Genomic DNA, 13071 nt, shown 5'->3' with positions numbered 1-13071 from the left:
AATCGTGGGGCAAGGTGGTCCGCGATTTCAACGTCAAAGCCAGCGACTGAACCGGAGACCCGAACCATGCATAGCACCATGAGCCCCGCTGAGCGTGACACCCGCATTCAACTGGCCGCCTGCTACCGGCTGGTGTCCCACTTCGGCATGAGCGATCTCATCTACAACCACATCACCGCGCGCATCCCTGGCCCGGAGGGACATCTGCTCATCAACCCCTACGGCATGATGTATGACGAGATCACCGCATCCAGCCTGGTCAGGATAGATCTGGACGGGAACGTGCTGGACAATCCGGGCGAGTACGGCATCAATGCGGCCGGCTACGTCATCCACAGCGCCGTGCACGGCGCCCGCCACGACGTGCAATGCGTCATCCACACGCATACGCGCGCCGGCATGGCGGTGTCGGCGCTGCAATGCGGCTTGCTGCCGCTGACGCAGACCGCCATGCGCTTCGCCAAGATTCCTTACCACGACTACGAAAGCGTGGCCTTGGACCTGGATGAGCGCGCGCGCCTGGTGGCGGACCTGGGCCAATCCGAGGCGATGATCCTGCGCAACCACGGCCTGCTGGCCGTCGGCCCCAGCATCGCGCAGGCATTCAATACGCTGTACTGGCTGGAGATGGCCTGCAAGGCGCAGGTGGATGCCCTGGCCGCCAACCGCGAACTCTGCGTCCCGCCGCCGGAAGTGATCGAGAAGACCTGGCACCTGTACCAGCCGACCACGCGCCGCCCCTTCGGCGAACTGGAATGGCCGGCCATGCTGCGCCTGATGGACAGGAAGGATCCCGGCTATCGCGACTGAGTCCTTGCCTGGCCCCGCCCCAGAAGGTCGATGCCGGCCGCGCTGTCCGCGCCTTCCGGCAGAATCGCCGCGAGGCTGGTCTTGACCTCCAGGAAGTACGGAACGGCCGAACCCAGCCCGCGCGCGATGGCCGCGGCCACCTGGTCCGGATGGGTGACGTACTCGGCCTGCATGCCGCAGGCGCGCGCCATCATCGTGAAATCGGGACTGGCGAGATTGGTGCCCGCATACCGCCCGGGATAGGTGCGCGCCTGATGCAGGCGAATGGAGCCATAGCAATTGTTGTTGGACACGATGAAGAGCACCGGCAGTCCGCGCTCGGCGGCGGCCATCATTTCATTGCCGGTCATCAGGAAGCCGCCGTCGCCCACCAGGCACACGACCTTGCTTTGCGGATGGCGCAACTGCGAGGCAATCGCCGCCGGCGTGCCGTACCCCATCGCGCCCGACTGCGAGGCCATCAGCCGTTGCGGGTAGACGAAGGGAAAATGGCGGTACACCGGCGCGGCGAAGGTGCCCGCGTCCAGGCACACCATGACGTCCGGCGGCGCCTGTTCGGCCAACGCTCGCACCACCGACACGAAGGGCACGCCATCATCGGCTTTTGGATCCGGCCAGGCGGCGGAGCGTTCTCGGATGGCGCGCAAGGACGCCGCCCAATCGCCGCGCGCCGCGCTTCCCGTCGCAGGCAGAGCCGCCAACGCCTGCGCGGTGGCCACCGGATCGGCGACGATGCCGACGTCGGCCGCGAAATGCTGGTTCACGATATGGGCGTCGACGTGGCAATGCACCAGCGTCTGCGAAGGCCGCGGGTAGCCGGGGAACGTGTAGCCCTGCGTGGTGATATCGCCCAGGCGCGTACCCAGGGCCAGAATGAGATCGCTGGAATCGAACGCCGCGACCTGCGCGGGCTGCGTCGCCAGGTCCAGGTCGCCCGCGTAGAGCGGGTGCGTATTGGGAAAGATGTCATGCTGGCGGAACGATACCGCCACCGGTATGCCGTGCCGTTCGGCCAATTGGCGCAAGGCGTCGCGGCCGCCCGGCGCATTGAATGCGCCACCGGCGATGATGAGCGGCTTGTGGGCTGCGTCCAACGACGCCTGCAGCCGCTGCAACGTGGCGGGCGCGGGCTGCGCCGGACTGGCCGGCTGCGCGACCCAATCCGGTTGCGGCACGCGCGCCTGCTGCACGTCTTCCGGCACCACCAGCACCACCGGCCCCGGCGTGCCCGAAGTTGCGACGCGCAGCGCCTTGAATGCGGCGCAGGCCACGTCCTCCGGCGCCGCCACCTCGTGCACCCATTTGGCGATGGAACCGAACATCTTCTGGTAATCGATTTCCTGGAAGGCCTCCTTGCGCAGGTCCTTGCACGGGACTTGGCCGATCAGCAGGATCAGCGGCACGCCGTCCTGCTGCGCGGCATGCACGCCGATGGCCGCATTCGCCGCGCCCGGCCCCCTCGACACCATGACCACCCCAGGGCGGCCCGTCAGCCGCCCGTCGGCGCAAGCCATGAAGCTCGCGCCGCCTTCGTGCCTGCAGGTCACCGCATCGATGCCCGGGAAATCATGCAAGGCGTCGAGCACGCCCAGATAGCTTTCGCCGGGAACCAGGAAGACGCGGTCGATGCCGTTGCGGGCGAAGACCCCGAGCAAGGCGTGGGAAGACGTGTTCAGTTCGGAAGCAGGTGTCATGGATGGCCGTAAACCTAGGGGCTAGCGCGCAGGCGCGGGTCTGATACGCAGGAATTCTAGGGTGGCTGGCGGCGAGCCATGTAGGCATACTGTGCCTATCAGATATACAAAAAACGCACACAAGGAGGAGCCGCCCGCAAGCGCCGGCGGCGAGACATCGCGATGGACCTGCGCAAGATCGAAAACCTGATCCACGTGGCCGACTCGGGCAGCTTCTCCAAGGCCGCTTCGGTGCTGGGCATCGCGCAATCGGCGCTGGGCCGCCAAGTCAGGAAGCTGGAAGACGAATGCGGCTGCGCCCTGCTCTACCGCAATGGCCGCGGCGTGTCCTTGACCCCGGAAGGCGAGAAGCTGCTGGATAGCCTGCGCCCCTTGCTCGCGCAGATGGCGCGGGTCGTGACCGAATTCCACGACGAGCAGAAGTCACCCTCCGGCCAGGTCACGCTGGGCCTGACGCCCACGCTATCCCACATGGTCGGCATGCCGCTGGTGGCGGCAGTCTGGAAGCGCCATCCGCGCATCCAGCTCAACGTCATCACGGGCTATAGCGGCTACGTGCATGAATGGCTGGCCAACGCCCGCGTCGACATCGCGGTGCTGCATGACGCGCGGCGTTCCCAGCATGTGGTGGTCGATCCCCTGGCCGAGCTGGACCTGGCGCTGGTATCGCCCGTACAGAACCTGTCGCCCGCCGCGCGGGCCTTGTCCTCCATCGACTTCGCCCAGTTGGTTGATCTGCCCCTGGCGCTGCCCACGCGCAGCCACGGCCTGCGCCGCACGCTGGAGCAGGCGGCCGCGCAGGCCGACGCGCCCTTGAACGTCGTGTTCGAAATGGACGCGCTGGAACTGATGAAGGAAATCGTGTTGAACGGACTGGCCCACACGGTGCTGGCCCTGCCCGCGGTAGTGGGCGAATTGAACAGCGGCCAGCTCGTCGCCCGCAGGATCGTCAATCCCGCCCTGTCCACCCGCCTGATGCTGGCCACCGCATCGAACCGGCCGCTGACGCAGGCGGTGAAAATCGTGCAGGACATTCTGCGTGAATTGCTGCGGGACATGGTTGAGGCGGAGCCTTACCGCTCGTATATGCGGATGGAGGATGCACGCGCCGTGTCCGCGTGAGCTTGGCGGCCGCTGCGTTTCAGCCCGGCCCTGACGCGCAGGCCCAATCCGGAACTGCCCGCGCCTACTCTTCAGCGCCGTAGAGCGCCGGCAGCAGAATCGGCAGCGAGTCCAGCGGAATGGCGAATCTGACGGGCGCGTGGGAGGTGTCGGAGGCAACCAATCCGCATCTCAAGGCGGCCGCCAGCAAGGACCTGCCCGTGCGTTCGCCCAGGCCAGTCATCTGAATGAACTCGCCCCGCGTGGCCGGCCCCGCCGCGAACAGGTGGTAGATCGGCAAGGCAGCCTCTGCGCGCAGCCGTCCTTTCGCGGTTTCAATCAGAACGGACGCCTTGATCTTTTCCTTCATCGAGTTCAGCGCCAGCATGCGGGACATATAGTCAACCTGCTCTTCGCACACGCGCAGGAAGTAGTCGATCCACAGCAGCAAACCTGTTTGCGTAAGGTTGCCCCGGCCGTCAAGATCGTCTTGACGCGGCGCGTCCGCAGCGGCCAGATGACCGTGGTAATCCTGCACCCCACGCGCCAATCCACGATTGACGGACCAAAGTCCCCTGGTGACAGGCCACATGGCGGCATGCGTTTGCAGGCGCGTGGCCCGACCATTGCCATCCGCAAACGGATGCATCCAGGCCATGCGTTGATGCGCGCAAGCGATGGCGATCAAGCGGAGTTCGTTGGTCCATTGCCTGCCGTAGTGAGAGGTAAAGGCCTCCATGAATTGTGGCAATGACTGCCAGGCTGGCGGGCTATGGCGGCCAACCGTGACGTCGATCTCCCGCAGTGTTCCCGGTTCCACGACCAGCCCGTCCTTGGTTGTCCGGTCATGGGACTCCAAGCGTCCATATAGCGCACGGTGGGCGATCTGGACGAAATCCGCATTCAACGGCGAAACCCGCGCCGCCTGCTCTTCAACTTCTCTTTCCGCGTCCATATGGGCCACGGCAATGCGCTGCAGCCGCGCGATTTCCGGGCGGTCCGAGAACTCCTGACGCAGGGCTGCATCGATGTTCCTGGGCGACGTGCCCTGCCCCGCGATCCCGTTGCTGTAATACGAATTCATGCTGCGAAGCAGATCCTGCAGCGCCCCCCGGGTGTTGGGATGTGCAAATCCGCTCAGCTCGGCGGCCCGATACACGATGCTGGCTGCTCGTTCCAAGTACGGGACGAGCATGTGCACAGCGGGCATCAAGGGTAGGAACTGTTGCGGAGAATCGTACATATATTATTTCCGGTTTTTTTTCCGATTTCCTGCATTCTAACCGACTAATAATATTAAATAATTGGTGTATGAATTGCTAAAACAAGCACTTTAAATTCCGCTTTTTCCACCCTTTTTTTTACCGTTTTTTCTGCCGCCATGATGGCGCGATCCGGAAACATCAACGCGGTACCGGCAACGGGGGCGCGGGCGTCAGCGGCCCCGTCGGCACGCCGCGCTGCGCCGGCATCGGCGGCAGGCGGGACGGCGCAGGGCTTACCCAGCCGGGCTGGCGGCTCGGTCCGCTGGAAGGCGGCGCGGGCGGGCCGGGCGGCCTGCCGGCGGTGGCGCAACCGGTGCCCAGGCAGGGTTCCTGGGTAGCGCCCGGATTGACCAGCCGGGGACAGGAAGCCCCAACGCAGGCATCGGGAATGACGCGGGCCGAAGGCGGGGGTTGGGGAATGGCGGGTCCGGCGCCTTGCGCGACGGCTTGCCCCCAGGCGGCCGCCAGCAGCGCGACTGCACCAAGGATTTTCATGGCTGCGTGCCCTGCCCCTGGTCTGCGACCGGGCGCCGCATAGCGTCCCTCGGCCCGGCCCCGCGTCGCGCCGGGGCCTGGGCGGGCGCGGGATGATTCCAGTGTGCCCCCGCGCCTGAGCGCCTGTCCAGACAGGCCCGGCGTCAATCCAGCCGGATATCCGCGCTTTTCACTACCGAGGCCCAGCGCGCGCGCTCGCTGTTGAAGAACTGCGCCAGTTCGGCGGGATTGCGGGTAACGATTTCGGCGCCCTGTTCGTTCAGCTGCGCCTTCACGTCCGGCTGGTTGACGATTTGCGCCATCAGTTCCGACAAGCGGATGGCGACGGGATCGGCCGTGGTCACGGGCGCCATCACCCCCTGCCAGGTGCCGGACTCGAAGCCGGCCACGCCCTGTTCAGAAATGGTGGGAATGTCGGGAACCAGCTGCATGCGTTCGCGCTTGGAGATCGCGATCGGCCGCAGCTTGCCGGCCTTGATGTGGGGCAGCGTGGCCAGCAGCCCGTTCATGATGACCTGGGTCTGCCCGCCTATGGTGTCCGTCACCGCCTGCGAACCGCCCTTGTAGGGCACGTACTCCCATTTCGCTCCCGTGGCCTGCTGCACGGCCACGGCAGCCAGGTGCGGCGCGCTGCCGATGGCGGTCACGGCGAAGTTCAGGCGCTGTTGCTTGGACAAGGCCACCAGCTCCGGCACCGTCTTGGCCGGCACGTCGGGATGCACGGCCAGCACGTGCGGCGAATAGGCCAGCATGCCGACCGCGCGCAAGTCCGTGGAGGGATCGAAAGACAGTTTGGTGTACACGGACGGGCTGATCGCCAGCGCCCCTACGTCGCACAAGAGCACGGTATGGCCCTCTTGCGCGGACTGCACCACCAGGCCTGCGCCCAGATTGCCATTGGCTCCGGGCTTGTTCTCGACCACCACGGTCTGCTTCAGGGCATCGGCCAGGCGCGGCGCCAGGATGCGGGCGATGATGTCCGACGAGCCGCCGGGCGGGTAAGGCACGATGATCCGGACCGCGCGCGTCGGCCAGTCGCCCGGCTGCTGCGCCCATGCCGGTAGCCACGGCGACAGGCAAAGCGCCGCGGCGCCGCCCAGGAACTGTCTCTTGCTTGGGTTCATGGAGTCTCCTTTGGAATGTCTTGCGGGCGGACGCTGCGCCCGGGCTCTCCGGGACAACCTCTTCGGATTGGCCGCCGCGCGCGCCTGCGCCTGCCGCATATGTTCTGCCTATGTCATCGTACAACTATGAAATTATTGTTGGGAAGCGAAATATTCATCTACCGGGTATGCACCTATAAAGCCAATTTTCTCAGCGACCTTCGCTTGAATAGCGGGCATTTCATGTTGTACGATGACTTACTTCTTAACCAGGCTACCGGCAGACTCCTGCCGTTCGATGACGCCCCCATACGGATCAACGCAACATGACCACCCCGCAGGAACTCAAGCACATCGTTTCGGAAGGGTTGCTGTCCTTTCCCGTCACCGATTTCGACCAGAACGGCGACTTCAACGCCAGGGGCTATGCGCAGCGCCTGGAATGGCTGGCCCCCTACGGCGCGACCGCCCTGTTCGCCGCGGGCGGCACGGGCGAGTTCTTCTCGCTGGCGCCAGAGGAATACGCGGACGTGATCCGCACCGCGGTGCAGACCTGCGCGGGCAAGGTCCCCATCCTGGCCGGCGCTGGCGGCCCGACCCGCACGGCCATCGCCTATGCGCAAGAGGCCGAGCGCCTGGGCGCCAAAGGCATACTGCTGCTGCCCCACTACCTGACCGAAGCCTCGCAACCAGGCATCGCCGCGCACGTCGAACAGGTCTGCAAGTCCGTGGATATCGGCGTCATCGTCTACAACCGCGCGCAGTCGCGCCTGTCGGCCGACAGCCTGGCGCAACTGGCCGAACGCTGCCCCAACCTGGTGGGTTTCAAGGACGGCGTGGGCGACATCGAAGCCATGGTGCGCATCCGCCGCAAGCTGGGCGACCGCTTTTCCTACCTGGGCGGCCTGCCCACGGCCGAGGTCTACGCCGCCGCCTACCGCGCGCTGGGCGTGCCGGTCTATTCGTCGGCCGTGTTCAATTTCGTGCCGCGCACCGCCATGGAGTTCTACCGCGCCATCGCCGCGGGCGACCATGACACCACCAATCGCCTGCTGGACGATTTCTTCCTGCCTTACCTCGAGATCCGCAACCGCGTCCCGGGCTATGCCGTCAGCATCGTCAAGGCCGGCGCCAAATTGGTGGGCCGCGACGCAGGTCCGGTGCGCGCGCCCCTGACCGACCTGCGGGCCGATGAACTGGAGATGCTGGGCGCTCTGATCCGCAAGCTCGGCCCGCAGTAAGGAGCCCTCCCGGGCGGTGGTATATATAGACCGGTCCAGCCACACCCGGGAGTCAGCCTATGGCGCGTCGACGCAACCTCGCGTTTCTGCTCAGCATGCTTGCCGCGCCCGCGGGCGCGGCCGTCGTCTACGACAACCACGGCCTGGTGGTCGAAGCCACCACCGGCAGCCGCAGCGACTGGAATACCGGCCAGCGGCAGACCACCCGCGCCACCACCATCACCTACCAGGGCAAGCCGCTGTGCGGCAAGGACGTCGGCGCCCTGCTCTATCCCGATAGCCAGAACGTCGAGGCCCGCGCGTTCTTCTGCGCATCCACCGCCAAGGCCTTGGAAACGGACGCCGTGCTGGCCTACTTCACCAGTTCCAGCGCCAATACCGTGCTGGCGCAGCTGAGCGCGGCCAACGGCGCGCTGCGGGTCCAGCGCCTGGCCTTGTCGGCCAAGCCGGACCGCGATCGCATCGCCACCACGCGCTTCGAGGACGCGCGCCTGCCTGGCTGGACGCGCGTCCAGACGTCCTGGAACGAAACCGTGATGATCCGCCACGCGCCGCTCGCCGCCCTGAACCTGGGGCCGGGCAAGCTGCTGGACGTGGCGGACGGCGTGGCCTACCTGGCCGTGCCGCCAGGCAGGGACGCGGTCGAGATCGAGCCCACCAAGCGGGTCAAGGACGCCGACGGCTATCTGCAGATCGTGCCGGCCATCACCAAGTTCGTGGACACTCCGATGGCGTTCCGCGCGGTGCGCATGAGCGACGGGCGCGAACTGGCCCGGCTGGATTTCAAGGATGTCTGCCTGCGCCTGCCCGCGATCCAATTCGATCGTCCGGACGCGCAGTCCAAGTCCTCGGCCGCGCCCGACGTGGCCTTCGACGACGTGCCGGCCTGGCGCGCCGCCACCCTGCAGCTGACGCAGGCGGCGCAGGGACGCGCCGCGCTGCGCCTGCAGCCGGGCGTGACCCTGCCACGCAAGCCCGGCTGCGCGCCCGGTTGACCTGGCCCGCTCAGATCAGGAACTGGCGGTAGGCCTCGTTGCCGGTTTCCTCGGTATGGGCGTAGCCCAGCTGGCGCAGGAACGCGTCCAGCGCCGCGCTGTCCGCCAGCGGCGCCTGGATGCCGACCAAGGCCGAGCTGAACTCCGTGCCCTGGTTGCGGTAATGGAACAGGCTGATGTTCCAGTTGGGCGCCATCTCGGACAGGAACTTCATCAGCGCCCCGGGGCGCTCAGGAAACTCGAAGCGGAACAGGCGCTCGCCCGCCGCCAGCGGCGAGCGGCCGCCCACCATGTAGCGGATGTGCTGCTTGGACACTTCGTTGTTGCTCAGGTCGCCGACCGAGAAACCCTGTTCCTGCAGCGCCGTCATGATTTCCGCCGCGTCGCCGCGCCGCGAGATCTGCATGCTGACGAAGATGTGGGCGGTGCGCGCGTCGGCGATGCGGTAGTTGAATTCCGTCACGCTGCGCTGACCGATCACGCTGCAGAAGCGGCGGAAGCTGCCGCGCTCTTCCGGCACCGTCACGGCGAAGACCGCCTCGCGCGCCTCGCCAACCTCGGCGCGGTCTGCGACGAAGCGCAGGCGGTCGAAGTTCATGTTCGCGCCCGAGGTCACCGCCACCATGGGCAGGCCTTGCACGCCTTCGCGCTCTACATACTTCTTCAGCCCGGCCACCGCCAGCGCGCCCGCCGGCTCCAGCACGCTGCGGGTATCCAGGAACACGTCCTTGATCGCCGCGCAGACCGCGTCCGTATCCACCAGGATGATCTCGTCCAGGTATTCGCGGCACAGACGGAAGGTCTCCTCGCCCACCAGCTTGACCGCCGTGCCATCCGAGAACAGGCCCACTTCGGGCAGGTTGACCCGTTCGCCCACCTGCATCGACAGGGACATGGCGCAGGAATCCTCGGTCTGCACGCCGATGACCTTGACGCCAGGGTCCACCGCCTTGATGTAGGTCGCCACGCCCGCGGCCAGCCCGCCGCCGCCGATCGGCACGAAGACGGCATGCAAGGGGCCCGCGTGCTGGCGCAGGATCTCCATGCCGACCGTGCCCTGGCCGGCGATCACATAGGGATCGTCGAAGGCAGGAATGAAGGTCAGGTCCTGCGCGCTCGCCAGCTTCTGGGCGTGGCCATAGGCATCGCTATAGGAATCGCCCGCCTGCACCACCGTCACCGTGGGGCCGCCATGCGCCTTGACCGCATCCACCTTCACCTGCGGCGTGGTCTGCGGCACCACGATGATGGCGCGCACGCCCATCCTGGCCGCCGAGATCGCCACGCCCTGCGCATGGTTGCCGGCGGACGCCGTGATGACGCCCCGGTCCAGCGCCGCCTGCGGCGTGTTGCGCATCTTGTTGTAGGCGCCGCGCACCTTGAAGGAAAAGACCGGCTGGTTGTCCTCGCGCTTGAAGTAGACCGGGTTGCCCAGCCGGGCCGACAGGCCGCGGGCGCGATCCAGCTCGGTTTCGCGGGCGATGTCGTAGATGCGTGCGGTCAGGATCTGCCTCAGGTATTCCATCGGCGAGGCCCGGCCGTCCTGGAATGCGGTCGGCGCGGCGGTTTGCTGGCTGGCTTGCGGGGTGTGGTGCATCTGGCTCTCTGCTTCGGTGTGCTTGCCCGGCAGAGGCGGCCACAAAAAACCCGCCTCGTGGGGCGGGTGGCTGTGACTGTTGCGGTCGCGCGCTAACCCACCATTCCAGGAATGATGGTAATAATCAGCGAAATGCGGACGGCGCGGAAATTCATGGGGACGTAGCTTCCTCCTTGTGCGGCGCTTTGTCAAACGGCCAACCGGCCCCGGCGCTCCCGATTAAATGCGTCCCCATTTAATTTGGCGCCATTATGGCCACATCCCGGCCGAATCCGCGGTTTTTTGCTGCGCAGCAGGCGTAGCGCGGTATTACAATGGAAGGTTCGTGGCAGTCGCACTTTCCCAAATCAAAAAGGGGCAGGCGTCGGTCATGTTGGGTATACGCCTTCCGGCCAAATCCTGGACGCGTCCGCGTGCTTGCCCAAACCAACCCACTCTCCGACAACATCTACCGGCTTCTGGCCGCATAGCATGTTCGGGTTTGCGCCTAGCGCCTGCCGAACAGATTCAAGGATCATGTCTCTTACTCCGAAGATTATCTATACCCTCACCGATGAAGCTCCGGCGCTTGCAACCCGTTCGCTGCTGCCCATCGTCCAGGCTTTCGCCAAGCCCGCAGGCATCACGGTCGAGACCCGCGACATCTCGCTGGCAGGCCGCATCATCTCGGTCTTCCCCGACTACCTCGAAGACAGCCAGAAACTGGGCGATGCCCTGTCGGAACTCGGCGCCCTCGCCGTCCAGCCCGAAGCCAACATCATCAAGCTGCCCAACATCAGCGCGTCCATGCCGCAGCTGAAGGCCGCCATCAAGGAACTCCAGGACCAGGGCTACAAGCTGCCCGACTACCCGGACGCCCCCGCCAACGACACCGAGCGCGACGTCAAGGCCCGCTACGACAAGGTCAAGGGCAGCGCCGTGAACCCGGTCCTGCGCGAAGGCAACTCCGACCGCCGCGCCCCGCTGTCGGTCAAGAACTACGCCCGCAAGCACCCGCACAAGATGGGCGCCTGGTCGGCTGACTCCAAGTCGCACGTCGCCCACATGAGCGAAGGCGACTTCTACGGCACCGAGAAGTCGGCGCTGATTTCGGAAGCCGGCGACGTCAAGATCGAACTGACCGCCGCCGACGGCGCGAAGACCGTCCTGAAGGAAAAGACCCCGGTCAAGGCCGGCGAGATCATCGACGCCGCCGTGCTGTCCACGGCCAAGCTGAAGTCCTTCCTGCAAGCGCAGATCGACGATGCCCGCGCCACCGGCGTGCTGTTCTCGGTGCACCTGAAGGCCACGATGATGAAGGTCTCCGACCCGGTCATCTTCGGCCACGTCGTGTCCGTGTTCTACAAGGACGTGCTGGCCAAGCACGCCGATGCGCTCAAGCAAGCCGGCTTCGATCCCAACAACGGCATCGGCGACCTGTACGCCAAGATCCAGTCCCTGCCCGCCGACAAGCAAGCCGAGATCACCGCCGACATCGACGCCGCCTACAAGACCCTGCCTCAGCTGGCCATGGTGAATTCCGACCGCGGCATCACCAACCTGCACGTGCCCAGCGACGTCATCGTCGACGCGTCCATGCCCGCCATGATCCGCGACTCGGGCAAGATGTGGAACGCCGAAGGCAATCTGCAGGACGCCAAGGCCGTGATCCCCGACCGCAGCTACGCCGGCGTCTACCAGGCCGTCATCGAGGACTGCAAGCGCAACGGCGCCTACAACCCGGTCACGATGGGCAGCGTGCCCAACGTCGGCCTGATGGCCCAGGCCGCCGAGGAATACGGCTCGCACAACAAGACCTTCGTCATCCCGGCCGCCGGCACCGTGCGCGTCACCGACGCTTCGGGCAAGGTGCTGCTGGAACAGGCCGTCGAAGCCGGCGACCTCTGGCGCATGTGCCAGACCAAGGACGCCGCCGTGCAGGACTGGGTCAAGCTGGCCGTCACCCGCGCCCGCGCCACCAAGACGCCCGCCGTGTTCTGGCTGGACGAGAACCGCGCCCACGACGCGCAGATCATCGCCAAGGTCAAGCACTACCTGAAGGACCACGACACCAGCGGCCTGGATCTGCGCATCCTGAGCCCGGTCGAAGCCACCAAGTTCTCGGTCAAGCGCATCCGCGAAGGCCTGGACACCATCTCGGTGACCGGCAACGTGCTGCGCGACTACCTGACCGACCTGTTCCCCATCATGGAACTGGGCACCAGCGCCAAGATGCTGTCGATCGTGCCGCTGGTCGCCGGCGGCGGCCTGTTTGAAACGGGCGCGGGCGGTTCCGCCCCCAAGCACGTGCAGCAGTTCCTGGAAGAAGGCTTCCTGCGCTGGGATTCGCTGGGCGAGTTCATGGCCCTGGCTGAATCGCTGGACCACCTGGGCCGCAGCTACGGCAACGCCCGCGCCCAGGTCCTGGCCAAGACGCTGGACCTGGCGACCGCCAAGTTCCTGGACGAGAACAAGTCGCCCGAGCGCAAGGTCGGCGGCCTGGACAACCGCGGCAGCCACTACTACCTGGCCATGTACTGGGCCCAGGCCGTGGCCGCGCAGACCGACGACCGTGAACTGGCTGCCCTGTTCGCGGCGCCGGCTCGCGCGCTGGCCGACGGCGAGGACAAGATCCTGGCCGAACTGAAGGCTGCCCAGGGCAAGCCCGTCGACATCGGCGGCTACTACCAGCCCAACGAAGCCCTCGCCAGCCAGGCCATGCGCCCCAGCGCCACGCTGAACCAGGCCCTGGCCTCGATCGCCTAAGCCTCCGCTGCCGCGCCTCGGCGCG

The 13071-nt window shown here is 66.2% G+C and carries 10 protein-coding genes; 5 read left to right on the top strand and 5 right to left on the bottom strand.

Features of this window, described 5'->3' with window-relative positions; genetic code table 11:
* Window positions 1-66: 66 nt before the first annotated feature.
* Entirely contained in the window at window positions 67-810 is a 744-nt protein-coding gene (locus N5C88_RS25975; protein ID WP_280016527.1) for a class II aldolase/adducin family protein, read from the top strand.
* Here the strand turns inward: N5C88_RS25975 and N5C88_RS25970 are convergent.
* On the bottom strand, window positions 798-2504 hold the full coding sequence (locus N5C88_RS25970) for a thiamine pyrophosphate-binding protein (protein WP_280016526.1): 1707 nt from the start codon (window positions 2502-2504) through the stop codon (window positions 798-800). The genes N5C88_RS25975 and N5C88_RS25970 overlap by 13 nt on opposite strands.
* A gap of 162 nt (window positions 2505-2666) precedes the next feature.
* Between N5C88_RS25970 and N5C88_RS25965 the strand changes: the two genes are divergently transcribed.
* Window positions 2667-3626 (top strand): LysR family transcriptional regulator, encoded by a 960-nt coding sequence (locus N5C88_RS25965; protein WP_280016525.1) that lies wholly within the window; start codon window positions 2667-2669, stop codon window positions 3624-3626.
* 64 nt (window positions 3627-3690) lie between these two features.
* Here N5C88_RS25965 and N5C88_RS25960 read toward each other — a convergent pair whose 3' ends face one another.
* From N5C88_RS25960 to N5C88_RS25950, 3 genes are all read right to left on the bottom strand, one after another.
* On the bottom strand, window positions 3691-4848 hold the full coding sequence (locus tag N5C88_RS25960; RefSeq protein ID WP_280016524.1) for a Fic family protein: 1158 nt from the start codon (window positions 4846-4848) through the stop codon (window positions 3691-3693).
* A gap of 160 nt (window positions 4849-5008) precedes the next feature.
* Window positions 5009-5365 (bottom strand): hypothetical protein, encoded by a 357-nt coding sequence (locus N5C88_RS25955; protein WP_251880213.1) that lies wholly within the window; start codon window positions 5363-5365, stop codon window positions 5009-5011.
* Window positions 5366-5508: 143 nt separating this feature from the next.
* Window positions 5509-6489 (bottom strand): tripartite tricarboxylate transporter substrate binding protein, encoded by a 981-nt coding sequence (locus tag N5C88_RS25950; protein ID WP_280016523.1) that lies wholly within the window; start codon window positions 6487-6489, stop codon window positions 5509-5511.
* A 305-nt stretch (window positions 6490-6794) separates the two neighbouring features.
* Between N5C88_RS25950 and kdgD the strand changes: the two genes are divergently transcribed.
* Window positions 6795-7709 (top strand): 5-dehydro-4-deoxyglucarate dehydratase, encoded by a 915-nt coding sequence (gene kdgD / locus N5C88_RS25945; RefSeq protein ID WP_280016522.1) that lies wholly within the window; start codon window positions 6795-6797, stop codon window positions 7707-7709.
* 59 nt (window positions 7710-7768) lie between these two features.
* The gene (locus tag N5C88_RS25940; protein ID WP_280016521.1) at window positions 7769-8704 is read left to right on the top strand and encodes a hypothetical protein; all 936 of its coding nucleotides are present in this window, start codon (window positions 7769-7771) and stop codon (window positions 8702-8704) included.
* A 10-nt stretch (window positions 8705-8714) separates the two neighbouring features.
* Here the strand turns inward: N5C88_RS25940 and ilvA are convergent, their stop codons facing one another.
* On the bottom strand, window positions 8715-10301 hold the full coding sequence (gene ilvA, locus N5C88_RS25935) for a threonine ammonia-lyase, biosynthetic (protein ID WP_118931990.1): 1587 nt from the start codon (window positions 10299-10301) through the stop codon (window positions 8715-8717).
* A gap of 516 nt (window positions 10302-10817) precedes the next feature.
* Between ilvA and N5C88_RS25930 the strand changes: the two genes are divergently transcribed.
* Window positions 10818-13046: an NADP-dependent isocitrate dehydrogenase gene (locus N5C88_RS25930; protein WP_059379731.1), complete on the top strand. Its 2229-nt coding sequence runs from the start codon at window positions 10818-10820 to the stop codon at window positions 13044-13046.
* Window positions 13047-13071: the final 25 nt, after the last annotated feature.

Origin of the sequence: Achromobacter sp. GD03932, assembly GCF_029839485.1 — a bacterium.
Taxonomy (GTDB): Bacteria; Pseudomonadota; Gammaproteobacteria; order Burkholderiales; family Burkholderiaceae_B; genus Achromobacter; species Achromobacter bronchisepticus_A.
This window is presented reverse-complemented; position numbering and strand designations above follow the sequence as displayed.

Excerpts from the sequence above, each read along its gene's own strand:
- N5C88_RS25975 (WP_280016527.1), top strand. The coding sequence starts at position 67 with ATGCATAGCACCATGAGCCCCGCTGAGCGTGACACCCGCATTCAACTG.
- N5C88_RS25970 (WP_280016526.1), bottom strand. The coding sequence starts at position 2,504 with ATGACACCTGCTTCCGAACTGAACACGTCTTCCCACGCCTTGCTCGGG.
- ilvA (WP_118931990.1), bottom strand. The coding sequence starts at position 10,301 with ATGCACCACACCCCGCAAGCCAGCCAGCAAACCGCCGCGCCGACCGCA.
- kdgD (WP_280016522.1), top strand. The coding sequence starts at position 6,795 with ATGACCACCCCGCAGGAACTCAAGCACATCGTTTCGGAAGGGTTGCTG.
- N5C88_RS25950 (WP_280016523.1), bottom strand. The coding sequence starts at position 6,489 with ATGAACCCAAGCAAGAGACAGTTCCTGGGCGGCGCCGCGGCGCTTTGC.
- N5C88_RS25930 (WP_059379731.1), top strand. The coding sequence starts at position 10,818 with ATGTCTCTTACTCCGAAGATTATCTATACCCTCACCGATGAAGCTCCG.
- N5C88_RS25955 (WP_251880213.1), bottom strand. The coding sequence starts at position 5,365 with ATGAAAATCCTTGGTGCAGTCGCGCTGCTGGCGGCCGCCTGGGGGCAA.
- N5C88_RS25940 (WP_280016521.1), top strand. The coding sequence starts at position 7,769 with ATGGCGCGTCGACGCAACCTCGCGTTTCTGCTCAGCATGCTTGCCGCG.
- N5C88_RS25960 (WP_280016524.1), bottom strand. The coding sequence starts at position 4,848 with ATGTACGATTCTCCGCAACAGTTCCTACCCTTGATGCCCGCTGTGCAC.
- N5C88_RS25965 (WP_280016525.1), top strand. The coding sequence starts at position 2,667 with ATGGACCTGCGCAAGATCGAAAACCTGATCCACGTGGCCGACTCGGGC.